General features: G+C 57.9%; 16 protein-coding genes and 1 pseudogene. 10 read left to right on the forward strand and 7 right to left on the reverse strand.

What is annotated here, in order from left to right:
• The first annotated feature begins 114 nt into the window (after positions 1–114).
• Entirely contained in the window at positions 115–849 is a 735-nt protein-coding gene (rlmB, locus tag ABVR31_RS02295) for a 23S rRNA (guanosine(2251)-2'-O)-methyltransferase RlmB (protein ID WP_372771751.1), read from the forward strand.
• 95 nt (positions 850–944) lie between these two features.
• A complete protein-coding gene (locus tag ABVR31_RS02300) occupies positions 945–2,573 on the forward strand; it encodes an isovaleryl-CoA dehydrogenase (RefSeq protein WP_372771752.1) in 1,629 nt (542 codons plus the stop codon).
• On the opposite strand, the gene bsmA is transcribed toward ABVR31_RS02300, so the two are convergent.
• Entirely contained in the window at positions 2,560–2,874 is a 315-nt protein-coding gene (gene bsmA, locus ABVR31_RS02305) for a biofilm peroxide resistance protein BsmA (RefSeq protein ID WP_372771753.1), read from the reverse strand. The two genes, ABVR31_RS02300 and bsmA, sit on opposite strands and share 14 nt — an antisense overlap.
• A 55-nt stretch (positions 2,875–2,929) precedes the next feature.
• Positions 2,930–4,861, reverse strand: a complete 1,932-nt coding sequence (locus tag ABVR31_RS02310; RefSeq protein ID WP_104093863.1) for a methyl-accepting chemotaxis protein — start codon at positions 4,859–4,861, stop codon at positions 2,930–2,932.
• Between the two features lie 159 nt (positions 4,862–5,020).
• On the opposite strand from ABVR31_RS02310, the gene yjfP reads away from it, so the two are divergent.
• Positions 5,021–5,770: an esterase gene (gene yjfP / locus ABVR31_RS02315; RefSeq protein WP_021509752.1), complete on the forward strand. Its 750-nt coding sequence runs from the start codon at positions 5,021–5,023 to the stop codon at positions 5,768–5,770.
• A 51-nt stretch (positions 5,771–5,821) separates the two neighbouring features.
• On the opposite strand, the gene ABVR31_RS02320 is transcribed toward yjfP, so the two are convergent.
• Positions 5,822–6,028: a hypothetical protein gene (locus ABVR31_RS02320; RefSeq protein ID WP_021509751.1), complete on the reverse strand. Its 207-nt coding sequence runs from the start codon at positions 6,026–6,028 to the stop codon at positions 5,822–5,824.
• A 386-nt stretch (positions 6,029–6,414) separates the two neighbouring features.
• Between ABVR31_RS02320 and rpsF the strand changes: the two genes are divergently transcribed.
• From rpsF to rplI, 4 genes and pseudogenes are all read left to right on the forward strand, one after another.
• Positions 6,415–6,810 carry a 30S ribosomal protein S6 gene (rpsF, locus tag ABVR31_RS02325; RefSeq protein WP_021509750.1) on the forward strand — a complete coding sequence of 132 codons (396 nt, stop codon included), beginning with the start codon at positions 6,415–6,417 and terminating at the stop codon, positions 6,808–6,810.
• 6 nt (positions 6,811–6,816) lie between these two features.
• Positions 6,817–7,134 carry a primosomal replication protein N gene (gene priB, locus ABVR31_RS02330; RefSeq protein ID WP_031280155.1) on the forward strand — a complete coding sequence of 106 codons (318 nt, stop codon included), beginning with the start codon at positions 6,817–6,819 and terminating at the stop codon, positions 7,132–7,134.
• Between the two features lie 4 nt (positions 7,135–7,138).
• Complete coding sequence (rpsR, locus tag ABVR31_RS02335) at positions 7,139–7,366, forward strand: 30S ribosomal protein S18 (RefSeq protein ID WP_000135199.1); 228 nt, start codon at positions 7,139–7,141, stop codon at positions 7,364–7,366.
• A gap of 39 nt (positions 7,367–7,405) precedes the next feature.
• Positions 7,406–7,856: pseudogene (gene rplI / locus ABVR31_RS02340) on the forward strand (50S ribosomal protein L9).
• A 55-nt stretch (positions 7,857–7,911) separates the two neighbouring features.
• Here rplI and ABVR31_RS02345 read toward each other — a convergent pair.
• The gene (locus ABVR31_RS02345; RefSeq protein ID WP_150059483.1) at positions 7,912–8,571 is read right to left on the reverse strand and encodes an OapA family protein; all 660 of its coding nucleotides are present in this window, start codon (positions 8,569–8,571) and stop codon (positions 7,912–7,914) included.
• 184 nt (positions 8,572–8,755) lie between these two features.
• On the opposite strand from ABVR31_RS02345, the gene fklB reads away from it, so the two are divergent.
• The gene (fklB, locus tag ABVR31_RS02350; protein ID WP_021509746.1) at positions 8,756–9,376 is read left to right on the forward strand and encodes an FKBP-type peptidyl-prolyl cis-trans isomerase; all 621 of its coding nucleotides are present in this window, start codon (positions 8,756–8,758) and stop codon (positions 9,374–9,376) included.
• A gap of 34 nt (positions 9,377–9,410) precedes the next feature.
• Here the strand turns inward: fklB and ABVR31_RS02355 are convergent, their stop codons facing one another.
• Positions 9,411–11,369 (reverse strand): bifunctional 2',3'-cyclic-nucleotide 2'-phosphodiesterase/3'-nucleotidase, encoded by a 1,959-nt coding sequence (locus ABVR31_RS02355; protein ID WP_372771754.1) that lies wholly within the window; start codon positions 11,367–11,369, stop codon positions 9,411–9,413.
• Between the two features lie 281 nt (positions 11,370–11,650).
• On the opposite strand from ABVR31_RS02355, the gene cysQ reads away from it, so the two are divergent.
• Positions 11,651–12,397, forward strand: a complete 747-nt coding sequence (gene cysQ, locus ABVR31_RS02360; protein WP_021509744.1) for a 3'(2'),5'-bisphosphate nucleotidase CysQ — start codon at positions 11,651–11,653, stop codon at positions 12,395–12,397.
• 31 nt (positions 12,398–12,428) lie between these two features.
• Here the strand turns inward: cysQ and ABVR31_RS02365 are convergent, their stop codons facing one another.
• Positions 12,429–12,986: a YtfJ family protein gene (locus tag ABVR31_RS02365; RefSeq protein WP_166712154.1), complete on the reverse strand. Its 558-nt coding sequence runs from the start codon at positions 12,984–12,986 to the stop codon at positions 12,429–12,431.
• A 313-nt stretch (positions 12,987–13,299) separates the two neighbouring features.
• Between ABVR31_RS02365 and ABVR31_RS02370 the strand changes: the two genes are divergently transcribed.
• Positions 13,300–13,506, forward strand: coding sequence for a DUF1107 domain-containing protein (locus ABVR31_RS02370; RefSeq protein ID WP_031280153.1), 207 nt, complete (start codon positions 13,300–13,302; stop codon positions 13,504–13,506).
• A 56-nt stretch (positions 13,507–13,562) separates the two neighbouring features.
• Here the strand turns inward: ABVR31_RS02370 and ABVR31_RS02375 are convergent, their stop codons facing one another.
• Complete coding sequence (locus tag ABVR31_RS02375; RefSeq protein WP_021509741.1) at positions 13,563–14,906, reverse strand: hemolysin family protein; 1,344 nt, start codon at positions 14,904–14,906, stop codon at positions 13,563–13,565.
• Positions 14,907–15,321 lie beyond the last annotated feature (415 nt).

Consider the following 15,321-nt stretch of genomic DNA (forward strand, 5'->3'; position numbering starts at 1 on the left):
CAGGTGCGTCAGCGCTGACGCACCTTGCTCAACCTGTTTCGCAGGCTGCGCCCCAACGCGCAGCCTGATTAATGTTCTGTATTCAACGATATACATCCAACCTTGAGCAAAGTAATGAGTGAAATAATTTTTGGCATTCACGCCGTGCAGGCGCTGCTGGAGCGTGATCCCCAGCGTTTTCAGGAAGTCTTTATCCTTAAAGGCCGCGATGACCGCCGCCTGCAGCCGCTGATCGCCGCACTGGAAGCTCAGGGAATTGTGATTCAGCTGGCCAACCGCCAGTGGCTCGACGGCCAGGTCGAAGGCGGCGTGCACCAGGGTATCGTGGCGCGCGTTAAGCCGGGTAAAAACTATCAGGAAGGCGATCTGCCGGATCTGCTGGCTTCACTGGATAAGCCGTTCCTGCTGATTCTGGATGGCGTCACCGATCCGCATAACCTGGGCGCCTGCCTGCGCAGCGCCGATGCGGCCGGTGTGCATGCGGTGATCGTGCCGAAAGACCGTTCGGCACCGCTCAACGCCACGGCGAAAAAAGTCGCCAGCGGGGCGGCGGAAAACGTGCCGCTGATTCGCGTCACCAATCTGGCGCGCACCATGCGTCTGCTGCAGGAGTACAACGTCTGGATCGTCGGCACGGCCGGTGAAGCAGACCACACGCTGTATCAGAGCAAAATGACCGGCGCGATGGCGCTGGTGATGGGTGCGGAAGGAGAAGGCATGCGCCGCCTGACGCGCGAACACTGCGATGAGCTGATCAGCATCCCGATGGCCGGCAGCGTCTCTTCCCTCAACGTTTCGGTGGCCACCGGCGTTTGTCTGTTCGAAGCGGTGCGTCAGCGCCAGGCGTGATCGCCGCCGCAAAACCTCAGCTGTACCAGGCATAACTGCACATCCTCTCCATACTTATAGCCACATCAGTACGGGCAACAGGAGAGGAGAGTGCCATGGCCTGGACCACTCACAGCGTATTCAATCAACCATCTCCGCTCAGCAACAGCAATCTCTTCACCGGCGATAGCGCGCTGTGCGAGGCGGTGGTGCGTGAAGGGGCCGGTTGGGACCGCGAATGGCTGGCGTCCGTCGGCCTGCAGCTCGGCAGCGCGGAGTCACTGGAATTAGGTCGCCTGGCCAATGCACAGCCGCCGGAGCTGCTGCGTTACGACGCGCGCGGTGAGCGGCTCGACGAGGTGCGCTTTCATCCTGCCTGGCATCTGCTGATGCAGGGCGTGTGCGCCAGCCGGTTACATAACCTGAGCTGGCAGCCCGACGTGCAGGGCAGCGCCATGGTGGCGCGCGCGGCGCGTTTCATTCTGCATGCGCAGGTGGAAGCCGGTTCGCTCTGCCCGGTAACCATGACTCACGCCGCGATCCCGCTGTTGCAAACTCATCTGCCCGCTCCCTACGCCGACTGGCACGATCGACTGCTGAGCGACCGGTATGATGCGCATCATCTGCCCGGCAGCCAGAAGCGCGGCCTGCTGATTGGCATGGGCATGACGGAGAAGCAGGGCGGCACCGATGTGCTGAGCAACACCACACGCGCCGAACCGCCTGGCACGCGTGCGCCGGGCGAACCCTGGCGCATCACCGGTCACAAGTGGTTCTTCTCGGTGCCGCAAAGCGACGCGCACCTGATTCTGGCGCAGACCGCCGCCGGGCTGAGCTGCTTCTTTCTGCCGCGCCTGCTGCCGGACGGCACGCGCAACGCCATTCGCCTTGAACGCCTGAAAGACAAGCTGGGCAACCGCGCCAATGCCAGTGCCGAAGTGGAGTTTCAGGATGCCTTCGGCTGGTTGCTGGGTGAGGAGGGCGATGGCGTGCGGCTGATCCTGAAAATGGGCGGTATGACGCGCTTTGACTGCGCGCTCGGCAGCCATGGCCAGATGCGACGCGCGCTGGCGATTGCGCTGCATCACGCCGGTCAGCGCCAGGTGATGGGCAAAAACCTCAGCGATCAGCCGCTGATGCGCGCGGTGCTGGCGCAACAGGCACTGCAGCTGGAGGGACAAACCGCGCTGCTGCTGCGTCTGGCGCGCGCCTGGTCAACGCCGGCCAGCGCGCATGAACGGCTGTATGCACGCCTGTTCACCCCGGCGGCCAAGTTCGTGATCTGCAAAGCCGGCATGCCATTTGTGGCTGAAGCCATGGAGGTGCTGGGCGGCATTGGCTACTGCGAAGAGAGTGAACTGCCGCGCCTGTATCGCGAGATGCCGGTGAACAGCATCTGGGAGGGCTCGGGTAACGTGATGTGCCTGGATGTGCTGCGTGTATTGGGACGGCATGCGGAGGTGCTTAGTATGCTGCAGGATGAGTTTGATGCGGTAAAGGGCAGCAATCGCCACTTCGATCGCTGCTGGCGTCAACTGCGGCTACAGCTCGGCAATCTGCGCGAAGAGCAGGGACGGCAGGTCAGCGACATGCTGATCCGGCTGGCGAGTGCCGCGGTGCTGTTAAAAGCGGCAGAACCGCCGCTGGCAGACAGCTGGTGCGCGCGTTATCTCTCATCGCGCCCGGCGCAGGCGCTGAGTGATGATCTGAACGCACGCTTACTGCAGCGTGCTACTGCCGCCTGAGGGCGGCACCGTACAGAATGGCGGTGGCATACCAGAAGCCAGGCATGGTGGTCTCATCGACCATCAGGATCTGATAGTAAACCGCACCGCTCTGATTGGCGCGTGCAGCGATCGCACGCTGCACATCATCCGGCGAGCCGCGTGAATGGGCGCTGACGGTGCCAAGCTTCGGCAGGCCATAGCTTTGCGCGCGGGTGATCTCCTGCGCCTGAGTGGTGGGCGCTGGCGGGGGTTGTGGCGTGGTGTGCAGTGCGGCACAGCCGCTCAGCAGCAGGCCCAGCAGCAGAATAAGCGTACGCATGGTGGCTCCGGAAAACAGGCAGATGACTCAAGTGTAAGCCATCTGCCCCGGCTCATCAGTCGTTGAGGCGGAAAATACTCACCAGCTGGGTCAGATGATGGCCTTTCTGACTCAGGTGCTGCGCCGTGTGCTCGGACTGGTTAATCATGTCGCTGCTCTGATGGGTCGCATGGCTGATGTGGTTCATCGCCAGATTGACCTGACCAATGCCAGCAGCCTGCTCCTGGGCAGCGATATTGATTTCCCCCATCAGGGTTTTCACCTGTTCGATATGGCTGACAATATGGCTCATGGCGTCACGCGTTTGTTCCGAGAGCGCATGGCCGGCGGCCACTTTGTCGATCGAACTGGCAATCAGCCCGTCGATCTCCTTCGCCGCATTGGCGCTGCGCTGCGCCAGTGCACGCACTTCCGCAGCGACGACCGCGAAGCCTTTGCCGTGTTCACCGGCGCGCGCCGCCTCAACCGCAGCGTTGAGCGCCAGAATATTGGTCTGGAAGGCAATCGACTCGATCACGTGGGTAATGTCGGCGATGCTCTGTGAGGCAATGCGAATCTCCGCCATGGTCTCTACCGAGCGCGCCACGGTGCTGCCGCCCTGGCTGACGGTGCTGGCGGCTTCACCGACCAGCGCCATCGCCTGACGCACGTTAGCGGCGGTTTGCGCCACGGTTGCGCCAAACTGCTCCATGCTGGCCGAGGTCTCTTCGACGCTGCTCGCCTGGCGGCCAATCTGCTCGCTGATGCTGGAACTGCTGGCCGCAATGGTGTCGGTGCCGTCGCTGATCTCACGCGCGGCGGCGCGTACCTGGCCTACCACTTTCTCCAGGCCGTCGCCAATGCCGTTAATCGCGCTCACCAGCTGGCCGATCTCGTCGCGGCGCGCTGAGTCGAGGTGCGCCTGCAGATTACCCGCCGCATATTGCTCGGCCAGATGGATCACCTGCTGCAGCGGCCGGGTAATGGCGCGCCGGCTATACAGCACAAAGCCAATGGCAAAGGCGAGCACCAGCGCCAGGCCAATCAGCATGAACAGATTGCGGCTGTGAGTGATCGGTGCCAGCAGGCTGGCACGGCTGACTTCACCGGCGATAATCCAGTTCCAGCCCGGCAGTTGCTGCCACGCCAGCAGGCGGGTTTCGCCCTGATGCGCGATCTCCAGCAGGCCGTGCGGCTGCGTCAGGATCTGCTGCTGTACGCTGCGATCCCAGTCCGGCAGCTTGCCTTCTGACTGACGGGCAAACAGATACTGGCCCTGTGCGCTGCCCGGCGTGCCGTTCAGCACGAAGAAGCTGCCGCTGTCGCCGAGACGTCGCGCCAGCACTTTGTCCCGCATCAGCGCGTACTGTTTATCAATCTGCACGCCAACAAACAGAATGGCGATGACTGCGCCGCTGTCGTCCTGCACCGGCTGGTATTGGGTGATATAGCGATGGCCGAACAGCGTCGCCAGGCCGCGATACACTTCGCCCTTATTCACGCTGCGCCACGCCGCGCTGCTGCGATCAAGCTGGGTGCCCACCGCGCGGCTGCCATCCTCTTTCTTCAGTGAGGTCGCGATGCGAATGTAATCCTCGCCGTCGCGCACAAAAATGGTGGAGACTGCACCGGTACGATCGAGAAAATCGTCCACGGCGATCTGATCGAGGTTGAGGGTTTTCAGCCCGGCACGCAGCGTCGGCGTGCTGAACGATCCCACCTGAATGCGTGAGCTGTCGTCACGGCTGAATCGCTTAGGTAAAAAGCTCTGAAACAGCCGGGTATAGTTCGCCACTTCTTCCGATAAGGTCGCGTTAAACATCGTGGCCATTTCATTAATGCCGAGCACCTGGTTTTGCATATCGTCGACAGCCAACTGCTCCAGCTGGCGCGCGGCGTTATGGCTGAGCGTTAACGTCAGGGCAAACAGCACGATTGCCACACTGAAAGACGTCAATACAGACAGCTTAATTCCGAGACTCATGGCGCTGAGAGAGAGACGCTTCATAAAGTACCTTTAATAAATAACTGGAGGGGTACAGGATCAACGGCAAAATGCGGTAAATGTTTAGGGCAGAAATTAATCGAAATAAATGTGATGTGGCTCGCGTTTTGGCCGGCAGCACGTACACTGAGACCAGTGATAATCATTCTCAACGGAGACGGTATGATTGAGTTGGCAACGGAGAACCTGGCGGGCATTGAGTGTATTCACGCGGCACCGGCCGGACAGCGGCTGGCGCGCTTACCCACCATCCTGTTTTATCACGGATTTACCTCGTCGAAAGAGGTGTACAGCTACTTTGCCGTGGCGCTGGCGCAGGCCGGTTTCCGTGTGGTGATGCCGGATGCAGAGATGCACGGCGCACGCTACAACGGTGATACCGACGCGCGCATGACGCACTTCTGGGAGATTTTGCGCCAGAACATCGATGAAGTGCCGCTGCTGGAAGCGGCGCTGCGCGACAACGATTGGGTGGCAGATGAGCGTTTCGCCATTGCCGGCGCCTCAATGGGCGGCATGACCGCGCTGGGCGCGATGGCGCGCTATCCACATCTGCACAGCGTTGCCTGTCTGATGGGCTCCGGCTACTTCATGCAGCTCAGTCAGACGCTGTTCCCGCCGCTGGTAGCGCACACGCCAGAGCAAAAAGCGGCGTTACAGGCGCGGCTGGCCCCGCTGGCGGCCTACGATCCCTGTCAGCAGCTGGCGCAGCTGGCTAACCGTCCGCTGCTGTTATGGCACGGTGAAGCGGATGAAGTCGTACCGTTTGCCGAAACGGTACGGCTGGAAAAGGCGTTGCGCGAGGCGCAGCTCGACAGCCGGCTCACCTTTCTGGCTGAAAAGCAGATCGGGCACAAAATCACGCCGCCAGCGCTCACCGCGCTGGTCAGTTTCTTTAAACATCATTTGTAAACGGAACGGGCTGGCGGCGCGAAGCACGCCAGCCCGGGATAACAGGCCGGACTACAGTTGTGACGACAAGCGGTCGGCGGCGCTGGTGTTCGCGCTGACCGGGTTACCGCCTGGCGCATCCAGCCGGTTAACGTAGACATAGCCTGAAGCCGCTTTGCTGCTGTTACTTCTCATCTGCAGCGCCTGGTCAGCGGAGCTGGCAAGAGCGGGGGTAGACAGGAAGAGACCCAGTAAAGTGGCGATAATGACAGCTTTCATAATCGACTCCTCACTCCAGGGATTTCACTCTCAGGCGCGCTGATTAAGCCAAACCGTTGCGCCTGTAGAAAGTTTAGTTCTTCACCAGTACGACGCCAGATCGTCGTGCTGAACGCCTCGTTCAGGGATTTTGAACAATCTCTGACTAACCTGCTGAATCTCAATCCTTAGCACAAAAGGTGTCCCCGCCTGGCACGACAGCGACAATTTGATGAATTGTGCGCTTGAGTTTCCCCGGCGAGGTCAGTATGATTACGCGTCAATTTTTCAGCTGCATTCAGAGGTGTGTTTCATCTTTTGGGTGATTCGCAACCTATAACGTTCCTTGCTTCCGTGGGCCGCAGCTGACCCTGACAGGAGGCTGAATAATCCGTAAGGAGCTATCGATGCGTCATTACGAAATCGTATTTATGGTCCATCCTGACCAGAGCGAGCAGGTTCCGGGCATGATCGAGCGTTACACTGGTGCTATCACTGGTGCACAGGGCACGATCCACCGTCTGGAAGACTGGGGTCGCCGTCAGCTGGCTTACCCGATCAACAAACTGCACAAAGCACACTACGTTCTGCTGAACGTAGAAGCACCGCAGGAAGTGATCGACGAGCTGGAAACTAACTTCCGCTTCAACGACGCCGTTATCCGCAGCATGGTTATGCGCGTTAAGCACGCGGTAACTGAAGCTTCTCCGATGGTTAAAGCGAAAGACGAGCGTCGTGAGCGCCGCGAAGACTTCGCTAACGAATCGGCAGAAGACTCAGATGCTGGGGATTCTGAAGAGTAATCCACGATGACGGCCAATCGGCTGCGCCTGTCTGGCACCGTGTGCAAGACGCCAGTTCGAAAAGTCAGTCCGTCAGGGATTCCTCACTGCCAGTTCGTGCTTGAGCATCGTTCTGTGCAGGAGGAAGCCGGGTTTCACCGGCAAGCCTGGTGTCAGATGCCGGTGATTATCAGCGGCAGCGCCCATCAGGCGATTACTCAACATATAACGGTCGGCACGCAACTCACACTCGAAGGTTTTATTAGCTGCCATCAGGCACGCAATGGCCAGAGCAAACTTGTGTTACATGCCGAGCAGATTGAATTGATAGATTCTGGAGACTAGCCAAATGGCACGTTATTTCCGTCGTCGCAAGTTCTGCCGTTTCACCGCGGAAGGCGTTCAAGAGATCGATTATAAAGATATCGCAACGCTGAAAAACTACATCACTGAAAGCGGCAAGATTGTTCCAAGCCGTATCACCGGTACTCGTGCAAAATACCAGCGTCAGCTGGCTCGTGCTATCAAGCGCGCGCGTTACCTGTCTCTGCTGCCGTACACTGATCGTCATCAGTAATCGGCAACTGTCCATTAACGACTTTAAGAGGATAAGGTAATGCAAGTTATTCTGCTTGATAAAGTAGCAAACCTGGGCAGCCTGGGTGATCAGGTTAACGTTAAAGCGGGCTACGCTCGTAACTTCCTGGTTCCACAGGGTAAAGCTGTTCCTGCTACCAAGAAAAACGTTGAGTTCTTCGAAGCGCGTCGCGCTGAACTGGAAGCCAAACTGGCTGACGCTTCTGGCTGCTGCTAACGCACGTGCAGAGAAAATCAATGCACTGGGCACCGTTACTCTCGCGTCTAAAGCAGGCGACGAAGGTAAACTGTTCGGTTCCATCGGTACCCGCGACATCGCTGATGCAGTTACTGCAGCTGGCGTTGAAGTGGCGAAGAGCGAAGTTCGCCTGCCAAACGGCGTTCTGCGCACCACCGGTGAGCACGAAGTTGACTTCCAGGTTCACAGCGAAGTATTCGCGAAACTGGTTGTGAATGTAGTAGCTGAGTAATTTTTTACTTAGTTTGAAAGCGCCGGCCTTGTGCCGGCGTTTTTGTTTCTGTCGCTTACTGTGCGCGGATAAAGCTGCCGTCCGGCTGGCGGGTAAACAACACCGGACCGTTACTGCTCTCGACCGTTAAGCCGGTCACCACGCCCTGCGCGTTCTGACGAATCTTCACCTGCTGACCACTCTGCAGCGCGCTCAGCGGCTGCCCATCGCCTTCCACCCGCGCCATGGCAAACACATCATTGACTGGCAGATTGTTGTCACGGAACAGCTGTGCCAGCGTCTGGCCCGAGGCCACGGTATAGCTGTGCCATTCGCCCTGGGCATCACTCTTTGGCGTCGTATTCTGCGGCGGCTGCGTATTGTTATCGTAGATTTCCGCCTGCATCGGCACCTCTTTGCCACTGCTCTCTGCCGGACGTTCCACCGGATACTGCGGCGTACTGGCAGGCCAGAGAAACGCCAGCAGCATCACCAGCAGGGCAATAACGATACCGCGTCGGTGCAGCGGCGGCAGCGGATCCATCCAGCGTACGTTATCCAGCAGATGCCAGATGCGCTGCAGCACAGCGGGTATACGCGACGGGGTTTCAGAAGCCATTCTTTCCTCCTCCTCGCTGGCGGTCGTGACGCGCCTGTCAGGCAGCCAGCGTTGCAACCGGGAAAATAAGGTACGCGGTGCGCGCGTCCTGCGACGTCGTGGGGCGATTTGGCCCATGGATGCTCTCTTGTTCTATAGTATGGGCAAAGCGGGCGCGAAGTGCCTGCCAGCATTGAAAAATTTGACCTGCATATTGTTTCTCTTTCCCCGGGAAATGTCATCCGCGGCGCGCGAGATTTTACGCCAGCCGCCTGCGCTGTTATGCTGCCGGTTCTATTTTCTCCGGGATTAAGGAAACAAGATGACGACCCCTTCATTTGACAGCGTCGAATCACAAGCAAGTTACGGTATCGGTTTACAGGTTGGTCAGCAGCTGCAAGAGTCTGGACTGCAGGGTCTGCAGCCAGAAGCGCTGCTTGCGGGCCTGCGCGACGCGCTGGAAGGGAACTCACCGGCAGTTCCGGTTGACGTGGTACACCGTGCGCTGCGTGAAGTCCACGAGCGTGCCGAAGGCGTACGTCGTGAGCGCGTCGAAGCCATGGCGGCCGAAGGTCAGCAGTTCCTCGAGCAGAATGCACAGCGTGAAGGCGTGAGCAGCACCGAATCTGGCCTGCAGTTTAGCGTCATCACCCAGGGCGATGGTCCGATCCCATCACGTCAGGATCGCGTACGCGTGCACTACACCGGTAAGCTGATTGACGGCACCGTGTTTGATAGCTCCGTTGCCCGTGGCGAACCGGCTGAATTCCCGGTCAGCGGCGTGATTGCTGGCTGGATTGAAGCGCTGACCCTGATGCCGGTAGGCTCGAAGTGGGAGCTGGCCATTCCGCACAATCTCGCTTACGGCGAGCGCGGCGCGGGTGCCTCTATCCCACCATTCAGCACCCTGATTTTCGAAGTCGAGCTGCTGGAAATCCTGTAATAAACAGCGGGCGCCGTGTCTGGCGCCCCTGTCACTACTTCTTCTCTGCCTGCTTCTGTAAATCCACCTGCCAGATTGCAAAGCCCGTTTCATCACTGCCGACGGCTTTCATCGGATAATCAGCATACTTCTCAATAAACTGCGTGGCTTTTGCGCCCGGCGCGGTCTCAAAGCGAATATCCAGTGGCGTTGCGCTGGTGATCGGTGCCAGCCGCCAGTTGTGATCGGCCTGTGGCTGCACCGCGCCGTGGGTGCGGGTTTCGCTGCTGATGTAGGCGGCCACCACCGAGCGGTTCTCATCCGGCGAAGCAAACGCGACATACTGCTCGCCGGTACCGGCAAATTTGCCACCCCAGGCACGGTAATTATTGGTGGCAACGAGGAAGGTCGCTTTGGGGTCGATCGGTTTGCCCTGCCAGCGCAGATCCCGAATACGTGATGCCGCCGGGTTAATCAGCTGGCACTCGGCGTCGTAGCGCGCCGGTTGCGTCACATCGATCTGATACTGCACGCCGTCGATCACATCAAAATTGTAGGTGCGGAAATCCCAGTTGATCAGCGACTGCGGCTGACGACGATGCACGTCGATCTGATTAAACTGCGCTGCCGAGCACTCCAGCCACTCTTTCACCTGCGCGCCGCTGACTTTCATCACCACCAGCGTATTCGGGTAGAGATAGAGATCGGCGGCATTACGGAAGGTGAGATCGCCTTTTTCCACTTCAACGTAGCTGGCCGGATCGTTCTTACGGCCGCCGGCTTTAAACGGTGCCGCTGCCGAGAGCACCGGTAAGCGGCCCAGATCGGGATCACCCTGAATGAAGCGTTCGACGTAAGCACGCTGCGCATTATTGACGATCTGCACGGTGGGATCGTCCTGCACCAGCGACAGGTAGCTGTACATCACATCCGCCGACTTGCCGATCGGTTTTGCTACAAATTCACGCGTGGCGCGATGATCGTCGGCCAGCACTTTCACCAGATCGGCATCTTCCGCCGCCAGCGATTTTTTCGCCACCGCATCGTAAACTGGCCGCGCTTCGGCTTTACCCTGGGTCACCTGCCAGCCGCCGCCGTCATTTTTCAGCACCAGGTCAACCACGCCGAGATGATCGCCCCACATGCCGGGCATCACCGCCGGTACGCCGTTAAGCGTGCCCTGAGCGATATCCGCGCCTTTAATCGCCGCAAACTCTTTGCCGGGAAACACCGCGTGCGCATGGCCGAACATGATGGCATTGATACCTGGCACCTGACTGAGGTAATACACCGAGTTTTCCGCCATGGCATGGTAGGGCTCACTGCTCAGACCGGAGTGCGGAATAGCGATGATTATTTCAGCACCTTTTGCGCGCATTTCCGGCACATAGCGCTTCGCTGTCTCGGTGATGTCATCAACGCGCACTTTACCCTGCAGATTGTTGCGATCCCACACCATAATCTGCGGTGGTACGAAGCCGATATAGCCGATTTTCAGCGTGTGCGGCTTGCCGTCGCGGTCTTGTACCATGGTTTCTTTAATTAAATAGGGGGTAAACAGCGGTTTGCCACTGGTTTCATCGATAACGTTGGCGTTGATGTAGGGAAAACGTGCCCCGGCAATTGCCTGCTGCAGATAGGGCAGGCCGTAGTTAAATTCGTGGTTACCCAGATTGCCCACCGCGTAATCCAGCGTATTAAGGGCTTTATACACCGGATGGATTTCTCCCGGCTGCAGGCCTTTGGCCGCCATGTAATCACCCAGCGGGCTGCCCTGAATAATGTCGCCGTTATCCACCAGCACGCTGTTTGCTACTTCGCCGCGCGCCTGCTGGATGAGCGTAGAGGTGCGTACCAGACCAAACTTTTCGGTCGGCGTATCTTTGTAATAATCGAAATCCATCATGTTGCTGTGCAGATCGGTGGTTTCCAGAATGCGTAAATCCACCGTGGCAGCCTGCACCGTGGCGGCTGCAACGCACAGTGCCAGTAACGACATGCTCGCTTTGAACATGGCTTGCTCCTTGTTCGCTTTAATGGGCCTCTCAAAATAATGTAAAACCATGACGAATTATCATTTCAATTTGTGATGGGGCTCGGGATTTTGCCTCTTTCCTGCGCAAGCTGACGGAGTGCCTGCCCTTCAGCATTGCGCCATAGCCGCCACGACCGAACTATGATATTGATAATAAAAGCGAATACGCTTAGCTGCGGCTGTCACAGCGCAGCTGCTAAAATATCTGGAGACGGGCTGCCGGGGTTTCAGCGGCAGCATCAGCCGAAATGAGGTGAACAATGTTAGATAAAATTTGCCAGCTGGCGCGCAGCGCAGGCGATGCCATTATGCAGGTCTACGATGGCGCACAACCGCTGGACGTGACGCGTAAATCGGATGATTCACCGGTCACGGCGGCCGATCTGGCGGCACATCAGGTTATCGTGCAGGGCTTAGCAGCGCTGACGCCTGACGTGCCGGTGCTGTCGGAAGAGGATCCACCCGGCTGGGATGTGCGTCAGCACTGGCAGCAATACTGGCTGGTCGATCCGCTCGACGGCACCAAAGAGTTCATCAAGCGTAACGGCGAGTTCACGGTCAATATCGCGCTGATTGAGCACGGCAAACCGGTGCTGGGCGTGGTGTACGCGCCGGCGCTGGGGGTGATGTATTCTGCGGCCGAAGGCAAAGCGTGGAAAGAAGAGGGCGGCCACACCACGCAGATCCACGTACGTGAAGCGCGACCGCTGCTGGTGGTGGTGAGCCGTTCGCACGCCGATAAAGACGAAGAGCTGAAAGAGTATCTGACCCAGCTGGGCGAGCACCAGACCACCGCTATCGGCTCCTCGCTCAAGTTCTGCCTGGTGGCAGAGGGCAAGGCGCAGCTCTATCCGCGCTTCGGGCCGACCAATATATGGGATACCGGTGCCGGCCATGCGGTGGCGATTGCCGCTGGCGCACACGTGCATGACTGGCAGGGCAAAACCCTCGACTACGCGCCGCGCGAGTCGTTCCTGAATCCGGGCTTCCGCGTCTCGCTGTTCTGATACGCTATGCGCGCCACCCGCTGTGGCGCGATCACGCCTGCAGCAGCTGATGGATCAGTTTCATCGCCTGCTGCACTTCATCCTGCGTCAGCGGACCGTCTTTGGCGTAACGCACATGGCCGGTCTTATCCAGAATCACAATTGCCGAACCGCCTTTCTCCAGCTGCCACGCCTTGCGCGCGTTGCCGTTGCTGTCGACAATAAACTGCGACCACGGATACTGCTGTTTATTGCTCTCAATGCTGCTGCGCACAAACATCCCGGTGCCGGGAATGGCATCATCGGTATTAACCACCGTGGTGGTTTGATAGCGGTCGTGCGGCAGCTGGGCGGCTTTGATGGCTTCAATCAGCGCGGCGTTCTGTTCTTTGGCTGACGAGCGTCCGGCAATGTGCAGGATGACCCGCACTTTGCCACTCAGCTGGGCGCTATTCCATGGCTGGTAGCGAAACTTCTCCTGCTGATACAGCAGTTCTCCTTTGTCGTTAACGCCGACTGCCGGTACGCGCTCGCCAACCTTAAACGCGTGGGCTGAGGCAAGGCTGGGCAGCAGCAGCGCCAGGGCTATCATGGAATGTGCCAAACGCATGGTAATGCTCCTTAGTGATCCGACCAGTTATTCATGTTTTTGCAATATTAGGCGTGGATGATGCGCCTGTCGCGATGAGATAGCAGCTTTGTAACCCATGCCACAATTCCTTAACCAATGAAGGTTTATACTGGATTTTGTGATCGTTATGACAGAGTTCTCTGTAATGATGTGTCAATTCAGTAAAAAATCCATTTTTTCGGAACATCGGCAAGGAATCATGTTCTATAGTTATGCCTCATTTGCGCTTCAAGGGCTCGTACCGAATTTGGCAACGGCGAAGCGTATTACATCTGTTCAGGAGTTAAACAGCATGAAGATCTTCCAGCGCTATAATCCGCTGCAAATTGCGAAATATGTAAAGACGCTATTTAAAGGAAGGTTGTACATCAAGGATGTTGGCGCGTTTGAGTTCGACAAAGGCAAAGTCATGTTGCCGCGCGTCAAGGATAAACAGCACCTTAGCGTGATGTCAGAAATCAACCGCCAGGTGCTGCGGCTGCAAGCCGAGTACAACTAAGCAAAAGAAAGGGCGCCGCTGGCGCCCTGAATCTTTCTGTAACCGCACAATCACTGCTACGCGGCAGGCCCTTCAGACTCATCCAGCGTACTCTTCGACACATTCAGCACCGGCGGGCGATCGTCAATGCGCGTCACCAGCAGCTGGTCGATGCGGTAGCTGTCGATATCCACCACCTCAAATTTGTAGCCGGAGAATTTGACGAAATCGGTGCGTTTGGGGATCTTACGCAGCATATACATCATGAAGCCGCCGATGGTCTCGTAGTTGCCGGACTGCGGGAACTCGTCGATATCCAGCACGCGCATCACGTCATCAATCGGCGTACCGCCTTCCACCAGCCAGGAATTCTCATCACGCGCCACAATCTGCTCTTCCAGCCCCTGACCGACCAGATCGCCCATCAGCGTGGTCATCACGTCGTTAAGCGTGATAATCCCGACCACCAGCGCATATTCGTTCATGATCACCGCGAAGTCTTCGCCGGCGGTTTTAAAGCTCTCCAGCGCCTCTGACAGCGTCAGCGTATCCGGCACAATCAGCGCCGAACGAATCTGCACGCCGCTGTTGAGCGTCATGCTCTGGTTGCCCAGCACGCGCAGCAGCAGCTCTTTGGAATCAACGTAACCAACGATATGGTCGATATCGCCGTCGCACACCAGAAACTTCGAATGCGGGTGTTGCGCGATTTTGGTTTTCAGGCTGGTTTCGTCTTCGTGCAGATCGAACCACACGATGTTTTCACGCGAGGTCATGGACGAAGGCACGGTGCGTGATTCCAGCTCAAACACGTTCTCGATCAGCTCGTGCTCCTGCTTGCGCAGCACGCCGGCCAGCGCGCCCGCTTCTACCACCGCGTAAATGTCATCCGAGGTGATGTCATCTTTACGCACCATCGGCAGCTTAAAGATGCGAAAGAACACGTTGGCCAGGCCATTGAACAGCCATACCAGCGGGCGGAAAACCAGCAGGCAGAAGCGCATCGGATTGATGATGCGCAGCGCGATGGCTTCCGGCGCGATCATGCCGACACGTTTTGGCGTCAGGTCGGCAAACAGAATAAACAGGCTGGTGACGATGGTGAAGGAGCAGATAAAGCTGAGCTGATCCGCCAGTTCCGGCTCCATAAAGCGGTTGAACAGGCTGCTGAAGGCGGGCGAAAACGCCGCATCGCCGACGATACCGCCGAGAATCGCGACGGCGTTGAGGCCAATCTGTACCACGGTGAAGAACATGCCAGGCTGTTCCTGCATCTTCAGCACGCGCTGCGCGTTGATGTTGCCTTCATCGGCCAGCAGTTTCAGTTTGATCTTGCGGGCAGCCGCCAGCGAGATCTCCGACAGAGAAAAAAATGAACTGATTACGATCAGTAAAAGAATGACAAGCAGGCTATCAAGCATAAAAGATCCGTTGGGTTAATCACTTGTCATTTTTGGCCTGGGCAGCGCGAAGAGGCGTACATCCGGTACTTACCCGTCAAACAGGGCTATCCGTGCCAAAAATGTCTGCGCCAGTTCGACAAAGTCACGTTAACGTCGGGGCAGAAATGCGTGCAGGCGAGGCCTGCTGGTCGCTGATTATAGCAGCAGCGCTATTGCTGCCGCCAGCGGCGTGATTGGCCGGCTCGGATTAATCCGAGTGGCGGCTGGCGGTGCGCAGAAGCGCGGCTTCGTTGTTGTATCGGTCCACACATTTACCGACAATAGCAGTCGATTTGGCTTAGCGGCCGTTTTTACGCAGCCGCTCGCAAAAAAGAGCGGCTATGCTGATGGGTATGCAAGGTGTGGTGATACCCTTTCCACCAGAGTTAACGCC

This window comes from Pantoea sp. WEP, assembly GCF_041678305.1.
In the GTDB taxonomy this organism is placed as follows: Bacteria; Pseudomonadota; Gammaproteobacteria; order Enterobacterales; family Enterobacteriaceae; genus Pantoea; species Pantoea dispersa.